Below are 15,085 nucleotides of genomic sequence, written 5' to 3' on the forward strand. Positions count from 1 at the left end.
CCACGGGGGAGCGCGCTGGGAACTCGACCGGGAGATCGTCGAGCAGCTCACCCGGGCGGTCGAGCCCGCCCGGCGGGAGCGGATCGAGCGGCGCCTGTCGGAGGCGGTGGAGGCATTCCAGGCGGAACGGTTCGCGGACGCGGCACGGATCCTCAAGGCCCTCGCCGACCAGGCCCCCGGCGTGGCGGCCATCCGTGAGCTCTACGGGCTCACGTTGTACCGACTGGGGCGCTGGCGCTCCGCCATCCGCGAGCTGGAAGCGTTCGAGACCCTGACCGCGTCCGCGGAGCAGCATCCGGTGCTCGCCGACTGCCATCGGGCCCTGGGGCACTGGGAGACGGTGGACGAGCTGTGGGAGGAACTGCGCCGGGCCGCGCCCTCACCGGAGTTGGTCACCGAAGGACGGATCGTCACTGCCGGCGCGCGGGCGGATCGCGGTGACCTGCGGGCCGCGATCGCCCTGCTGGAGCAGGGCTTCCGCTATCCCCGCTCGCCCAAGGTCCACCATCTGCGGCGGGCCTACGCCCTCGCGGACCTCTACGAGCGCGCCGGCGACCTCGCTCGGAGCCGGGAGCTGTTCGCTCGAATCCAGCGCGACGCCCCGGACTTCGCTGACGTCGACGACCGGGTCCGGGCTCTTCGCTGAAGGCCTGCGCCAGGCGGCGCCAGGCCGCTCCGCAAACGCGGGCGGCGCCACCGAGCAGCGCCGCCAGGTTCGGTCCGGTCGGGGACGGCTCGCTACTGTTGCCTCGAGGCCTTTCGAGCCTGCTCCGCGAACCCGTTCACCTCGTCAGTCGACTTCGAGAGGGAGTGGCATGACCGACATCCAAGCGCTCCTCGGCGACGAAGCCGAGCAGCTGCTCACCTACGAGTGCAAGGGCATCCCCAAGGAGGACCTGGTCCTGCCGGGCTCGGACATCGTCGACCGGGTGTACCGGGACTCCGACCGGTCCCCGCAGGTCCTGCGCAACCTGCAGGCCATGTTCGCCGCGGGCCGCCTCGGCGGCACGGGCTACCTGTCGATCCTGCCGGTCGATCAGGGGATCGAGCACTCCGGTGCGGCCTCGTTCGCGCCGAACCCCAAGTATTTCGATCCGAAGAACATCGTCGAGTTGGCCATCGAAGGGGGTTGCAACGCGGTGGCCACCACCTTCGGCGTGCTGGGCCTGTGCTCACGCAGCTACGCCCATCGCATCCCCTTCATCGTGAAGCTCAACCACAACGAGATGCTCTCCTACCCGAACACCTACGACCAGATCATGTACGGCTCGGTCGAGGAGGCATGGAACCTCGGAGCCGCCGGTGTGGGGGCCACGATCTACTTCGGCTCGGCCGAGTCCCACCGCCAGATCGTCGAGGTGAGCGAGGCGTTCCAGCAGGCGCACGAGCTCGGCATGTTCACCGTGCTGTGGTGCTACCTGCGCAACCCGGACTTCAAGGTCGACGGCGTGAACTACGAGGACAGCGCAGATCTCACGGGACAGGCCAACCACATGGGCGTCACCATCGAGGCGGACATCATCAAGCAGAAGCAGCCGACGAAGAACGGCGGGTACAACGCCGTGGGCTTCGGCAAGACGAGCAAGCTCGTCTACGGGGAGCTGGTGGCGGAGAACCCCATCGACTGGACTCGCTGGCAGGTCGTGAACAACTACATGGGGCGGATCGGCCTCATCAACAGCGGCGGCGAGTCGAAGGGTGCGAGCGATCTGGCCGACGCGGTCCGCACGGCGGTCATCAACAAGCGCGCCGGCGGCACGGGCCTCATCAGCGGCCGCAAGGCCTTCCAGCGTCCGATGGCCGAAGGCGTTGAGCTGCTGAACGCCATCCAGGACGTCTACCTCGACGACTCCGTGACCGTCGCCTGACCGACCGTCACCCGCTCCGGCGGCAGGCGCCGGTGCCGCGCCGGTGCCGAACCGGTGCCGGCCTGCGGGGCGTGCGCGAGGTCGCCGGCAGGCGGCGATACAGTGACCGTCGGCGCCTGATTCGGCGCCCACACGTACCTCCTCCACAACAGGTTTCCACGGAACAAAGGGGTTCTCGTGTCCGATACTGCTGAGCGCACCGCGCCCGAGGAGCTCGACCGGGTCATCATCCGCTTCGCCGGCGACTCGGGCGACGGGATGCAGCTCACCGGCGACCGCTTCACCAGCGCGAGCGCCCTGCTCGGGAATGATCTGGCGACCTTGCCTGAATTCCCCGCCGAGATCCGGGCACCCGCCGGCACGCTCGCCGGCGTGTCAGCGTTCCAGGTGCACATCTCCGATCACGACATCACCACGCCCGGCGACGCGCCGAACGTGCTGGTGGCGATGAATCCGGCTGCGTTGCGCAACGAGCTGCCCAAGCTCGAGCCCGGTGGCACCATCATTGTCAACGTCGACACCTTCGACGAGCGCAACCTGGCCAAAGCCGGCTACGACAGCAACCCACTGGTCGACGGCAGCCTCAAGGGCTACACGGTCTACGAGGTGCCGATGACCAGCCTCACGAAGCAGGCCTGCGAACCGCTCGGGGTCAAGCCCCGGGACGCGGACCGCTCCAAGAACTTCTTCGCCCTGGGCCTCCTCTCGTGGATGTACACCCGCCCTGAGCAACCCACGCTGGACTGGATCGAGGCCAAGTTCGGCAAGAACGAGCTGGTGCGCGACGCGAACCTGGCGGCGTTCAAGGCCGGCCACGCGTTCGGCGAGACCGCGGAGCTCTTCGACCACCCCTACGAAGTGCGCCCCGCGCCTCAGAAGCCGGGCATCTACACGAACATCAACGGCAACACCGCGATGGCCTGGGGGCTCATCGCAGCCAGTCAGCTCGCCAAGCTGCCGCTGTTCCTCGGGTCCTACCCGATCACCCCCGCCTCCGACATCCTCCACGAGCTGTCCAAGCACAAGAACTTCGGCGTGCGGACCCTCCAGGCGGAGGACGAGATCGCGGGCATCGGCGCCGCGCTCGGCGCCGCCTACGGGGGTCATCTCGGATGCACGACCACCAGCGGCCCCGGGGTGGCGCTCAAGGCCGAGACCATCGGTCTGGCGATCAGCCTCGAGCTTCCGTTGCTGATCATCGACATCCAGCGGGGCGGCCCCTCCACCGGACTGCCCACCAAGACCGAACAGGCCGACCTGCTGCTGGCCATGTACGGGCACCACGGCGAGTCACCGTTGCCGATCGTCGCCGCCTACAGCCCCTCGCACTGCTTCTTCGCGGCCATCGAGGCGGCGCGTATCGCGCTCAAGTACCGCACGCCGGTGATGGTCCTCTCGGACGGGTACCTGGCGAACGGCGCCGAGCCGTGGTTGCTGCCCGATGTGTCGACGCTGCCCGACATCAGCGTCGAGTTCGCCACCACTCCGAACCACGTCGACGACGACGGCAACGAGGTGTTCTGGCCCTACCTGCGTGATCCCGAGACGCTCGCCCGCCCCTGGGCGGTACCCGGCACGCCGGGCCTGATGCACCGAATCGGTGGCATCGAGAAGGCCGACGGCAGCGGCAACATCTCCTATGACCCGGACAACCACGAGCGCATGGTCCGGCTCCGGGCGGCCAAGGTGGCCGGGATCGCGAAGGACATCCCCCCGGTCGAGGTGACCGGCGACGTCGCGGACGCGGAGTTGCTGGTCGTCGGGTGGGGCTCGACCTGGGGAGCCATCAGCGGCGCGGTCGACCGGGTGCGAGCTCGTGGTCGGCGGATCGCCCAGGCGCATCTCGTGCACCTGAACCCGTTCCCGAGCGACCTCGGTGACGTGCTCCGTCGGTACCCCAAGGTGCTCTGCCCCGAGATGAACCTCGGCCAGCTCTCGAAGCTGCTCCGCGCCGAGTACCTCGTCGATGTCCGCTCGGTCAACAAGGTGAAGGGCGTGCCCTTCACGGCCGGCGAGCTCGAGACCGCCATCCTGGAGACACTCGATGACTGACACCTCGGTCCCCACGACGACCCGCAAGGATTGGGCCAGCGATCAGGAGGTCCGCTGGTGCCCCGGGTGCGGTGACTATTCGATCCTCGCCGCCGTACAGCTGCTCATGCCCGAGCTGGGCGTTCGACGCGAGAACACGGTGTTCGTCTCGGGCATCGGGTGCGCCGCCCGGTTCCCCTACTACATGAACACCTACGGGCTCCATGGCATCCACGGCCGGGCTCCCGCCATCGCCACCGGCCTGGCCATGGCCCGCCCGGATCTCGACGTGTGGGTGGTGGGCGGTGACGGCGACATGCTGTCGATCGGTGGCAACCACCTGATCCACGCGCTTCGCCGGAACGTGAGCATCAAGATCCTGATGTTCAACAACCAGATCTACGGGCTCACGAAGGGTCAGTACTCGCCGACCAGTGAAGTCGGCAAGGTCACCAAGTCCACACCCTTCGGTTCGCTCGACACGCCGTTCAACCCGATCAGCATGGCGCTCGGGGCCGAGGCGACGTTCGTGGCCCGCACGCACGACATGGATCGTCAGCACATGATGGAGACGTTCCGGCGAGCCCACGAGCACAAGGGCGCGGCGTTCATCGAGATCTACCAGAACTGCAACGTCTTCAACGACGGTGCATTCGAGAGCATCACCGCCAGGTCGAACCGCGACGACATGCTCATCCCGCTCGAGCACGGCCAGCCCATCCGCTTCGGCAAGGCACGCGAGAAGGGCGTCATGCTCGGCACCGACGGCAGGTTGCACCTCGTCGAGGTGGCCGAGGTGGGCGAGGACCGCATCCTCGTGCACGACGAGAAGAACGACCGGGGTCTCGGGTTCATGCTGTCGCGGCTCTCGCACGGCCCCCACGAGCCCACGCCGATCGGTGTGTTCCGCGCCGTCGAGCACCCCGAGTACGTGGAGGAGACCGACCGGCAGCTGCTCGCCGCGCAGAGCCAGAAGGGGCCGGGCGACCTCCAGGCGCTCCTGCACAGCGGCGCCACCTGGACCGTCGAGTAGACGAGCAGACCGGGCTCGCTCCGCCGGGCTGTGCCGCGGGCGGGCGTCCTCAGCCCAGGGAGCGGAAGACCACGCCTGTGGCGGGTTTCGGGTGGAAGAAGGTCGTCTTCGGGGGCATGCGCTCGCCCCCCTGAGCGATCTCGACGATCTGCCTGACGGTCGCCGGCCGCAGCAGGACACCCGCGCTCGCCTCCCCCTTGCGCACCCGGTCGACGACCTGGCGGACGCCGTGCTGGTAGACCACGTCATGGGGTGGGAGCGGCCTGAGTGACACCTCGAGCCGGCAGCTGTCCAGGTCTCGGGTCGAGGCCAACACCTCGGTCCTCGGTCGGAGGGCGACGGCCCGGTCCGGCTCGACCAGCACCAGGAATCCCTCCTGCTGCATGCGACCGACGATGTCAGGCTCCACCTCGACGGGTTCGCCGATCTCGAACGCCCACGAGAGGGCGCCGGCGACGTCGAAGCCGGCGGGCAGCCCGCACAGGAGGCGATGGATCGGCTGGACGCAGAGCTCGTCATCAGCAAGCTCCACGACCCAGGTCATCACCGCAGCCGGGCCCGAGGCGAGTTCACCGTGCGCAGCTTCCTCCCCCTGCTCGGTCAGGTAGCGCAGGGCGGTCTCGTAGCGGTGGTGCCCGTCGGCGATGACCACCGGTGCCCCCGAGACGGCCGCTCGGATGGCCTGTAACCGTTGTTCGTCGGTCGTGCGCCACAGCGAATGGGTGACCCCGTCGCCGTCCGTCCAGCGGGCCAGTGGGGCGCTCGTGGTGTCGAGCAGGTCGGTGAGGCCAGCGGCCGGGGAGAGGCCCCACACGGCGGAGAGGTTCGCCCGGGTGGCTCGCTGGAGGGCCAAGCGGTCGCTCTTGGCTTTGGGGGTGGTGAGCTCGTGCGGGAGGATCGGCTGCCCATCACCGGCGGGGATCTCGCCCGGTGGGCTCAGCTCCAGCGCGCCGTAGACCCCGGTGGTGTGGCGCGACCGACCGTGATCGTCGAGGTAGTCGACCCGGTAGACGTAGAAGCCGGGTTCCGGGTCCTGCAGGAGGGTGCCGTCGTCGAGCCAGCGTCGGAACGTCGCGGCCGCGTGTCGGTAGGCGTCGCCGCCGCCATCGGGATGGGCGGGCAGGTCGACGTGGACCACGTTGGCGGGATGGCGGGCGGCGAGCGTGGCCCGCAGATGGGGATCGATGACGTCGTAGGGCGGCGCGGTGACGTCGGCCAGATCGATGCGGTCGAGGTCGTAGTGGATCCCGCGGAAGGGCTCGAATCGGGGCACCGCCCCTGTCTACCAGGCAGCGAGGGACCCGGCGGTCGGTGGGGTGTGTCACGATCGCCGGATGGGATGGGTGCTCGACCTCGACGGTGTCGTCTGGCTCGGGGATCAGCCGATCGACGGGGCGGCAGCGGCCATCCGGGCGCTGCGGGATGCCGGGGAGCGGGTCGTCTTCGTCACCAACATGTCCTATGGCCGGGTGGCCGACGTGGTGGGCAAGCTCGCTGGGATGGGCATCGCCGCGGAGGGCGATGTCGTCACCTCCGCGTCGGCCGCGGGGGCCCTGGTGCAGCCGGGGGAGCGGGTGCTGGTGTGCGGCGGTCCGGGCCTGGTCGAGGCCGTCGAGTCGCGAGGCGCGCTGGCCGTGCCGGCGGCGGAGCCGCCCCCCGGCGCGGTGGTGGACGCCGTGTTGGTGGGCTACGACCCCGCGTTCGACTACGCGCGCATGACCGCGGCCGCCACCGCCGTTCGGCGAGGTGCCCGCCTGATCGCCTCGAACGACGATGCCACCTACCCGACGCCCCAGGGGCCGATCCCCGGCGGCGGCGCGATCCTGGCCTCGATCGAGCGGGCCACCGGGGTGACGGCGACGGTCGCCGGCAAGCCCCACCCGCCCATCTGCGAGCTCGTACGTCAGCACGTGGGTGGGGAGGGCACCGTCGTGGGAGATCGCCCCGAGACCGACGGCCGGTTCGCGCGGGCGCTGGGATTCCGGTTCGCGCTGGTCCTCAGCGGGGTGACGACCGAGGAACAGCTCCCGGTGCAGGCGTCCCCGGACGTGATCGCCCGGGACCTGGCGTGCCTCGTCCTCGGCGACGCTGATCGGGGAACGGCGGGTTTGCCCGGCACGGATCCGTTGCCGCGTGGCGGCGCCCGGTCCTAGCCTGCCCCCATGGCCAAGAACCCGGTGAAGAGCGCGCTGAAGGTCACGCAGCGGGCCCAGGATCGCCTCGAGGCGGCGGTACGCGAGGTGGCGAAGGCCACCGAAGAGCAGTCCGCTCAGGTCCAGCAGGCCCTGCAGGATCTCGTGCAGCGCAGCCGGGAGAACAGCGAGCGGGTCGCCGAGGCGGTCGACCGGCAGATCACGGCCCGGCTCGCCGCGCTCGGCCTGGCCACGCAAGCCGACATCCGCCGGCTGGAGCGCAAGATCGAGGCGTTGCAGGCCGGGGGTGCGGCGCCGGTGCCGTCACGGGCGGCGAAGAAGTCGGCCACCAAGAAGGCTGCCACCAAGAAGGCCGCCACCAAGAAGGCCGCGGCCGAGAGGCTTGCGGAGCCTCGCCAGTAGACCCGCCCGGGAACGACGGAGCACTCCCACGAGCACTCGCCGCCGCCTCGACGTGGAGCTCGTCCGCAGGAGCCTGGTGACCAGCCGCGAGCAGGCGAGAGCGTTGATCTCCTCCGGGCGGGTGCTGGTCGGCGGGGCCCCGGCGGACAAGCCGTCCCGTCTGGTCGACGCGGGCGAAGCAATCCGGCTCCTCGGGGACGGCCCTCGCTACGTCAGCCGGGGAGGCGACAAGCTCGAGGCCGCCCTCGAGGGCTTCGGTCTCGATGTCACCGGCTGGCGGCTCCTGGATGCGGGCGCGTCCACGGGCGGATTCACCGACTGCCTGCTCCAGCGGGGTGCGGCCCGGGTGGTGGCAGTCGACGTCGGCTACGGGCAGTTGCACGAACGGCTCCGGCACGATCCTCGGGTCGAGGTGATCGAGCGAACCAACGTGCGCTATGCAGACCCTGCAGCGCTGGGAGCACCGTTCGACGCCGTGGTCGCGGACCTGTCGTTCATCTCCCTGCGCACGGTCGCCCGCACCCTGGTGACCTGCACGGCACCTGGAGGTGTGCTGGTGCTGCTCGTGAAGCCGCAGTTCGAGGCTGGGCGGGTCGAGGCGGACCGCGGTCGGGGCGTCATCCGTGATCCGTCGGTGTGGCGCAGGGTGCTCGAGGATGTGATTGCCGCGTTCGCCGAGCGAGGAGCGATCATCATGGGCGCCATGGTGTCGCCCCTCCCGGGAGCCGAGGGCAACGTGGAGTTCTTCGTGTGGCTCCACGCCGCGACCAGCCTCCCCGGTGCGAACCGCTTCGGAGAGGTGGCATGCCACCCGGACGGCATCGATCTCGATCGGGTGATCGCCGACGCGGCCCGGCTCCGGAGCAGCTGATGGCCACCATCGCCTTCGTCGTCCACCACGACCGGCCGGACGCAGCGGAGCTGGCACGAGACACTGCGGCCTGGCTCGAGCAGGAGGGTCACGAGGTCCGCCTCACCGACGAGGACGCTGCGGTGGCGGGGCTCGACCCGACCGGGCACGGCCCAGAGGAGATTCTGTCGGGTCTCGACGCCGCGGTGAGTCTCGGGGGGGACGGCACGATGCTGCGGACCGTGGCCATGGTGGCGGCCAGCGAGGTCCCGGTGATCGGGGTGAACCTGGGCCAGCTCGGCTATCTCACCGAAGTCGAGCCCGCCGGGCTGCGCCACGCGCTGGCCCGGTTCCTCAGAGGGGACTACGCGATCGAGCAGCGCATGTTGCTCGCGGTGCATCTCGACGCCAGCTCCGGCTCGGTCACCGCCACCGAAGCCATCGCCTTGAACGACGCGGTGCTGGAGAAGACCCCTGGCGGGCACACCGTGCGCCTCGACGTGGAGATCGACGGCCGCTTCTTCACCCCGTACACCACCGACGGGCTCATCGTGGCCACACCGACCGGTTCGACCGCGTACGCCTTGTCGGTGCGCGGGCCGATCGTGGAGCCAACGCACCGGGCGATCCTTCTCACCCCGGTCTCGCCGCACATGCTCTTCGATCGCACCCTCGTGCTCCAGCCGGACACCCGCATACGGATCACCGTGGCGGGAACCCGACCGGCCACGCTGTCGGTCGACGGCCGGGGTCTGGGTGAGCTCGCGGTGGGGGACTCGGTGACCTGTACGGCATCAGACCACGTGGCGAGGCTGGTGGTGTTCGGCCCCCGTGACTTCCACGGGATCCTGAAGGCGAAGTTCAAGCTCGGGGACCGCTGATGCTCGAGGAGCTTGCCGTGTCCGATCTCGGGGTGATCGAGCACGTCTCGCTGGTGCTCGGTCCGGGCATGACGGTGCTCACCGGTGAGACCGGGGCTGGCAAGACGATGCTCGTCGACGCCCTCGAATTGCTGGTGGGTGGGCGGGCGGATCCGACCGTGGTGCGGCCGGGCGCCACGGAAGCCCTGGTCGAGGGGCGCTTTGTCACTGGCGACGAGGAGATCGTGCTTCGCCGAGTGATCCCCCGCGAGGGGCGGTCGCGCGCCTACGTGAACGGGCGGTTGGCCACGGTGTCGGAGCTGAGCGAGCTGGGTCGGGCACTCGTCGATCTTCACGGCCAGCACGCCCACCAGTCGTTGCTGGCGGCCAGGGTGCAACGGGGTGCGCTCGACCGGTTCGGTCAGGTCGACCTCTCCGCTCTCGCGGAGGCCCGGCAACGGTTGGCGCACATCGACGAACAGCTCGCGGCCCTCGGAGGTGACGAGCGTGAGCGGGCTCGCCTGGTCGACCTCCTGCGCTTCCAGGTGGCCGAGATCGACACCGCCGCGATCGTCGACCCGACCGAGGACGAGCAGCTCGAAGCCGAAGAGGAGGTCCTCGCCGGCGCGCTCGAGCATCGGGAAGCGGCGGAGGCGGCCCTGACCTCGCTGTCGGGGGACGGCGGAGCCGTGGACGGGCTGGGTGCGGCAATCAGGGCCCTGGACGGGCGGGCGCCGTTCGCGCCGGTCGAGCAGCGGCTGCGAGGCCTGGCCGCGGAGCTGGCGGACGTGGCCAGCGACCTGCGGGCGACGGTGGAGCTGATCGAGGAGGACCCCGCGCGCCTCGAGCAGGTGCGATCGCGCCGGAAGCTGCTCCACGACCTGCGGCGCAAGTACGGCGACACCCTCACGGAGGTGCTGGCGTTCCGGGAGGAGGCCAGCTCCCGGCTTGACGCGCTCATGGCTCGCGAGGCCACTGCTGCCCGGCTGGAGGCCGAGCGGCAAGCGGCGTGGGCGGCGGTGACCCGGGCCGAGCGGGCCGTCGGCCGGGCCCGCCGGCGGGCGGCGCCGGCTCTGGCCGAGGCGGTGCAGGCCAACCTGCGTGAGCTGGCCCTGGCGAAGGCCCGCCTGGAGGTACAGGTGGGCGACGATCCGGGCGATGAGGTCACCATCCTGCTGTCGACCAACCCGGGCTCACCGCTCCTTCCCTTGTCGAAGGTCGCGTCGGGCGGTGAGCTGGCCCGCACCATGCTCGCGCTGCGACTGGTGCTCACCGAGGCCCCCGACACGCTGGTCTTCGACGAGGTCGACGCTGGCATCGGCGGGGAGGCGGCCACGGCGGTCGGCAGAGCACTGGCCGCGCTCGGCGATCGTCACCAGGTGCTGGTGGTCACCCACCTCGCACAAGTTGCCGCCGTCGCCGCTCGGCACGTCGTGGTCACGAAGCGGGTGCAGGGGGAGCAGACCTCGACCACGGTGCGTGAGGTGGGCGGCGAGGATCGGGCCGTTGAACTGGCCCGGATGCTTTCGGGTTCGCCAGACTCCGAGTCGGCTCGCCAGCATGCCCGGGAGCTGCTCGGCTCGGTGTGAGCTACGCCGGGCGGTCGGTGCCGCGTCGGTCGGTGACCTACCTGGGGTCGGGACGTGCTGCACCGAGACGCACCGGGATGCACCGGGTTGTCGACCGAGCGCGTTAGGGTGAGGTCCCGTCCTGGATGACGCGGCCGAGGAGGACGGGGCAGTGACGAAGCACATCTTCGTGACCGGCGGGGTGGCCAGCTCGCTCGGCAAGGGGCTCACTGCATCCTCCCTCGGTCGCCTGCTGCGTTCGCGAGGGCTGCGGGTCACCATGCAGAAGCTCGACCCGTACCTCAACGTCGACCCGGGCACCATGAACCCGTTCGAGCACGGGGAGGTGTTCGTGACCGACGACGGGGGCGAGACCGACCTCGACCTGGGTCACTACGAACGCTTCGTTGACGTGAGCCTGTCGCGGGACTCGAACGCCACGACCGGCTCGATCTACTCCGCGGTGATCGCGGCGGAGCGTCGTGGGGACTACCTCGGCAAGACCGTCCAGGTGATCCCCCACATCACTGACGAGATCAAGCGGCGGATCACCCGGCTGGCGGGTGACGAGGTCGACGTCGTGATCACCGAGATCGGCGGCACGGTCGGTGACATCGAGATCCTCCCCTTCCTCGAGGCCATCCGGCAGTTCCGCCTCGACGTGGGCCGCGAGAACGTGTGCTACGTGCACGTGACCCTGGTGCCGTTCATCGGGCCGTCGGGCGAACAGAAGACCAAGCCCACCCAGCACTCAGTCACTGAGCTGCGCAGCCGGGGCATCCAGCCCGACGCCATCGTCTGCCGCAGCGAGAGCCCGATCTCGGCGGAGCTCAAGCGCAAGATCTCCAACCTCTGCGACGTGGAGGTGGGAGCGGTGGTCAACGCGGCCGACGCCCGCAGCCTCTACGAGATCCCCCTCGTGCTGCACGAGGAAGGTCTCGACGAGGTGGTCTGCAAGCTGCTCGGGTTCGGCGACCGGGACGTCGACCTGTCGTCGTGGGAGATCCTGATCGACCGGATCGAAAACGCCACCCGGCCGGTGCGGGTCGGCATCATCGGCAAGTACGTGAGCCTACCCGACGCTTACCTGTCCGTCGTCGAGGCACTCAAGCACGGCGGGTTCCACCACGGGGCGGCCATCGAGATCGACTGGATCCAGGCCGAGCAGGTTGAGGGGCTGCTGGCCGATGGGCGGCTGCGGGACCTCGACGGGATCGTCATCCCCGGCGGCTTCGGCGAGCGGGGAGTCGAAGGCAAGATCGCGGCGGCCACCTATGCCCGCGAGCACGACCTGCCGTGCCTCGGGCTGTGCCTCGGGATGCAGGCCATGACGATCGACTTCGCTCGCAACGTGCTCGGCTTGGTCGATGCCAACTCGAGCGAGATCAACCCGCAGACCCCGCACCCGGTGATCGACCTGATGGAGAGTCAGCGGGACGTGACCGATCTGGGCGGCACCATGCGCCTCGGTGCCTACCCCGCCATGCTGCTACCCGGCTCGCGGGTCGCGCAGGCGTACGGCAAGGAGGTGATCTCCGAACGCCATCGCCACCGGTACGAGTTCAACCCGAAGTACCGAGCGAAGTTCGAGGGGTCAGGCTTCGTCTGCTCGGGCACCTCGCCGGACGGTCGGCTGGTCGAGTTCATCGAGCTCGCCGACCACCCCTTCTGGATCGGTACCCAGGCCCACCCGGAGTTCAAGAGCCGGCCCGACAATCCTGCCCCGCTGTTCCGCGAGTTCGTCGGTGCGGCGCTGGCCCGCGCCGAAGGCCGGAACCCGCATCTGCTCTACCTCGACGACGAGCGGATCGCGGGCACCGTCTGATCCCCGTGCCCGGCCCCGGTGGCACCGGCTTCCGTTCGTTGGGGGAGCGGACCCTGTACGAGGGCTCGGTGATCTCTTTGGCCATCGGGACGTTCGAGGCTCCCGACGGCCATCGTTTCGAGCGGGAGATCGTCCATCATCCCGGAGCGGTGTCGGTGGTGGCCCTGCACGACGACGGCCGAGTGGTGCTCCTGCGGCAGTTTCGGGCGCCGCTCGGGCGGGAGCTGCTCGAGATCCCGGCGGGCAAGCGCGACGTCGAGGGTGAACCGCCGGAGGTGACGGCGAGACGGGAGTTGGAGGAGGAGACCGGGTTGCGCGCCGGCTCGCTCGAGAAGCTGGTGACGTTCCACAACTCGGTCGGCTTCTGCGACGAGCATTCCCATGTGTTCCTGGCTCGGGGTCTCGAGCAGGTGGCGGTCGACCGGCAAGGTGTCGAGGAGCGGCACATGACCATCGAGCTCGTCGCCCTCGACGAAGCCCTGGCCATGATCGACGCTGGCGCGATCACCGACGCCAAGACCGTCATCGGGCTGACCCTCGCTGCCCGCCGCCTTGGCCGCTGATCCTGCACCCGCACCGCCTCCACTCCCGCTCGAAGCGGAGGAGTTCCTCACGTGGCTCGTGGCTGAGCGAGGTCGATCCCCCAATACCCTGGCGGCCTACCGGCGAGACCTGCGGGCCTACTGCGGCTGGCTGGCCGAGCATGCGGTGGCACTCGACGGCGTGGCCGAGCATGACATCAACCGCTACGTCGCCCACCTGCGCGATCTTGGCCGAGCACCCTCCTCGGTGGCTCGGGCGCTGGTCGCGGTGCGGGCTCTGCACCGGTTTCTGGCTGAGGAAGGGCATCGGGAGGGCGATCCCGCCGCGGTCGTGGACGTGCCCCGGGTGCCCCGGGGCCTCCCGAAGGCGCTCACGGAGGCGGAGGTGGAGCGCTTACTGGCTCAAGTGGTCGGGGACGAGCCTCCCGCTCGCCGGGATCGCGCGATCCTCGAGGTCCTCTACGGCACGGGAGTACGCATCTCCGAGCTGGTCGGGCTGTCGCTCGGGGACCTCGACCTCGAGGCGGGGCTCATGCGGGTCTACGGAAAGGGGGCGAAGGAGCGGGTCGTGCCCCTCGGTCGCTTCGCTCGGGCTGCACTCGTGGCCTGGCTGGGGCCTGACGGGCGGGAGCGGCTGCTGCCCCAGCGCTGGTCCCGCCGTACGGATGCCGACGCGGTGTTCCTGAACCAGCGCGGCGCGCGGTTGTCGCGTCAGGGCGCGTGGGGAATCGTGCGTCGTTACGGGGTGGCCGCGGGCCTCGGTGCCCGCCTCACACCCCACGTGCTACGTCACTCCTGTGCTACCCACATGCTCGATCACGGTGCGGACATCCGCGCCGTGCAGGAGCTGCTCGGTCACGCCTCGATCAGCACGACCCAGGTCTACACACTGGTATCCACGGAAAGGCTGCGCGCCGTGTACGAATCGGCGCATCCACGCGCCAGGCTCGAGACGAGGGACTAGCCTGGTAGATCATGAGCCCAGACGCCGACCTGAGCAGTGAAGCTGAGACGACGATCCGTGCCGCGCTCGATGCCGAGGCGGCGCAGCTGCGCGCCCAGATCCGGGAGCTCGGCCGGGACGAGTCCTCGCTGCAGTTCGACGACAACTTCGCCGACAGCGCGCAGGTGGCGGCGGAGCAAGGGGAGTACCAGACCCTCGCCGCGCAGCTGCGTGACCAGCTCGCGGACGTGGAGCGGGCCATCGAGAAGCTCGACGCAGGCACCTACGGGCGCTGCGAGGTGTGCGGCCAGCCGATCGGTGAAGCGCGGCTCGAGGTGATGCCGGCCACGAGGTTCTGCATCGAGCACGCTGGCTGACGCCCCGGGCAGGGTCCGTGGCGCGCCCGATCCACCTCGCTCGCCGGTTCTTCGGATCACTTCGGCCTGGCGGCCCGCGCCGGTCGGACGCCGAGTGGGCCGAGCGCTGGTTGCTGCCTGCGGAGCGGGATCTCTGGCGGAGGATGGGCAACGCAGATCGGCGCCATGGCGTCCGAGTCGCCCGCCGAGTGGAGACGATGCTGGGTGCGGGTGCCACCCGCCCGGTGCTCGCCGCCGCGCTCCTACACGACGTCGGCAAGCTCGACGCCAACCTCCGCACCTACGGCCGGGTGGTGGCGACGCTCTCCGGGGCGGTCGTGCGGCGAGATCCGGAGGTGATCGGCGACTGGACCCGGACCCGCGGCTTCACCCGTCGGGTGGGCCTGTACCTCCAGCACGATCGACTCGGCGCCGACCTGCTTGCGCTGGCGGGTAGCGACCCGCTCACTGTCGCCTGGGCCCGGGAACACCACCGACCACCGGACGAGTGGACGGTTCCCGCCGAGGTAGGTCACGCCCTGCGGGCCGCCGACGACGACTGACGGATCTGGATCTCGTTCCGCTCGGTCGCGCTGCTCTGGGAGCCCAATCCGTCGCAGTCGGTCGTTCTGGCAGGTCAAACGCGTGCTGGGG

Annotated in this window: 15 protein-coding genes; 14 read left to right on the top strand and 1 reads right to left on the bottom strand. The window is 70.0% G+C overall.

The features are described 5' to 3' along the window. The 4 genes from V7004_RS11835 to V7004_RS11850 all read left to right on the top strand — a co-directional run. Positions 1-646 (top strand): tetratricopeptide repeat protein (locus V7004_RS11835; RefSeq protein WP_334144187.1); only part of this gene is annotated, 646 nt, incomplete at its 5' end. 169 nt (positions 647-815) lie between these two features. Next, the gene (locus tag V7004_RS11840; RefSeq protein WP_334144188.1) at positions 816-1,868 is read left to right on the top strand and encodes a class I fructose-bisphosphate aldolase; all 1,053 of its coding nucleotides are present in this window, start codon (positions 816-818) and stop codon (positions 1,866-1,868) included. 177 nt (positions 1,869-2,045) lie between these two features. Beyond that, positions 2,046-3,920: a 2-oxoacid:acceptor oxidoreductase subunit alpha gene (locus V7004_RS11845; protein ID WP_334144190.1), complete on the top strand. Its 1,875-nt coding sequence runs from the start codon at positions 2,046-2,048 to the stop codon at positions 3,918-3,920. After that, positions 3,913-4,932, top strand: a complete 1,020-nt coding sequence (locus V7004_RS11850) for a 2-oxoacid:ferredoxin oxidoreductase subunit beta (protein ID WP_334144192.1) — start codon at positions 3,913-3,915, stop codon at positions 4,930-4,932. Before V7004_RS11845 ends, V7004_RS11850 begins: the two co-directional genes overlap by 8 nt. A 49-nt stretch (positions 4,933-4,981) precedes the next feature. On the opposite strand, the gene V7004_RS11855 is transcribed toward V7004_RS11850, so the two are convergent. Next, a complete protein-coding gene (locus V7004_RS11855; RefSeq protein ID WP_334144193.1) occupies positions 4,982-6,205 on the bottom strand; it encodes a DUF1015 domain-containing protein in 1,224 nt (407 codons plus the stop codon). Between the two features lie 61 nt (positions 6,206-6,266). On the opposite strand from V7004_RS11855, the gene V7004_RS11860 reads away from it, so the two are divergent. The 10 genes from V7004_RS11860 (at position 6,267) to V7004_RS11905 (ending at position 14,994) form a co-directional block, all read left to right on the top strand. Further along, complete coding sequence (locus V7004_RS11860) at positions 6,267-7,085, top strand: HAD-IIA family hydrolase (protein ID WP_334144194.1); 819 nt, start codon at positions 6,267-6,269, stop codon at positions 7,083-7,085. A 9-nt stretch (positions 7,086-7,094) separates the two neighbouring features. Then, entirely contained in the window at positions 7,095-7,487 is a 393-nt protein-coding gene (locus V7004_RS11865) for a phasin family protein (protein ID WP_334144195.1), read from the top strand. A gap of 76 nt (positions 7,488-7,563) precedes the next feature. After that, positions 7,564-8,358 carry a TlyA family RNA methyltransferase gene (locus tag V7004_RS11870; RefSeq protein ID WP_442968053.1) on the top strand — a complete coding sequence of 265 codons (795 nt, stop codon included), beginning with the start codon at positions 7,564-7,566 and terminating at the stop codon, positions 8,356-8,358. Next, positions 8,358-9,218, top strand: coding sequence for an NAD(+)/NADH kinase (locus V7004_RS11875; RefSeq protein ID WP_334144197.1), 861 nt, complete (start codon positions 8,358-8,360; stop codon positions 9,216-9,218). Before V7004_RS11870 ends, V7004_RS11875 begins: the two co-directional genes overlap by 1 nt. Beyond that, positions 9,218-10,786, top strand: coding sequence for a DNA repair protein RecN (gene recN / locus V7004_RS11880; RefSeq protein ID WP_334144198.1), 1,569 nt, complete (start codon positions 9,218-9,220; stop codon positions 10,784-10,786). Before V7004_RS11875 ends, recN begins: the two co-directional genes overlap by 1 nt. Positions 10,787-10,937: 151 nt before the next feature. Continuing rightward, positions 10,938-12,590: a CTP synthase gene (locus V7004_RS11885; protein WP_334144200.1), complete on the top strand. Its 1,653-nt coding sequence runs from the start codon at positions 10,938-10,940 to the stop codon at positions 12,588-12,590. 5 nt (positions 12,591-12,595) lie between these two features. Next, positions 12,596-13,153, top strand: a complete 558-nt coding sequence (locus V7004_RS11890; protein WP_334144201.1) for an NUDIX hydrolase — start codon at positions 12,596-12,598, stop codon at positions 13,151-13,153. Next, complete coding sequence (gene xerD / locus V7004_RS11895) at positions 13,143-14,096, top strand: site-specific tyrosine recombinase XerD (protein ID WP_334144202.1); 954 nt, start codon at positions 13,143-13,145, stop codon at positions 14,094-14,096. Before V7004_RS11890 ends, xerD begins: the two co-directional genes overlap by 11 nt. Before the next feature lie 11 nt (positions 14,097-14,107). Continuing rightward, on the top strand, positions 14,108-14,452 hold the full coding sequence (locus V7004_RS11900) for a TraR/DksA family transcriptional regulator (protein ID WP_334144203.1): 345 nt from the start codon (positions 14,108-14,110) through the stop codon (positions 14,450-14,452). A gap of 17 nt (positions 14,453-14,469) precedes the next feature. Next, positions 14,470-14,994 carry a hypothetical protein gene (locus tag V7004_RS11905; RefSeq protein WP_334144204.1) on the top strand — a complete coding sequence of 175 codons (525 nt, stop codon included), beginning with the start codon at positions 14,470-14,472 and terminating at the stop codon, positions 14,992-14,994. The last annotated feature ends 91 nt before the right edge of the window (positions 14,995-15,085 follow it).

The organism is Rhabdothermincola sp. (genome assembly GCF_036846205.1).
In the GTDB taxonomy this organism is placed as follows: domain Bacteria; phylum Actinomycetota; class Acidimicrobiia; order Acidimicrobiales; family Acidimicrobilacustridaceae; genus Rhabdothermincola.

What these genes read in the sequence shown, in the direction of transcription:
- recN (WP_334144198.1), top strand. Translation starts at nt 9,218, where the DNA reads ATGCTCGAGGAGCTTGCCGTGTCCGATCTCGGGGTGATCGAGCACGTC.
- V7004_RS11860 (WP_334144194.1), top strand. Translation starts at nt 6,267, where the DNA reads ATGGGATGGGTGCTCGACCTCGACGGTGTCGTCTGGCTCGGGGATCAG.
- V7004_RS11840 (WP_334144188.1), top strand. Translation starts at nt 816, where the DNA reads ATGACCGACATCCAAGCGCTCCTCGGCGACGAAGCCGAGCAGCTGCTC.
- V7004_RS11875 (WP_334144197.1), top strand. Translation starts at nt 8,358, where the DNA reads ATGGCCACCATCGCCTTCGTCGTCCACCACGACCGGCCGGACGCAGCG.
- V7004_RS11850 (WP_334144192.1), top strand. Translation starts at nt 3,913, where the DNA reads ATGACTGACACCTCGGTCCCCACGACGACCCGCAAGGATTGGGCCAGC.
- V7004_RS11865 (WP_334144195.1), top strand. Translation starts at nt 7,095, where the DNA reads ATGGCCAAGAACCCGGTGAAGAGCGCGCTGAAGGTCACGCAGCGGGCC.
- V7004_RS11900 (WP_334144203.1), top strand. Translation starts at nt 14,108, where the DNA reads ATGAGCCCAGACGCCGACCTGAGCAGTGAAGCTGAGACGACGATCCGT.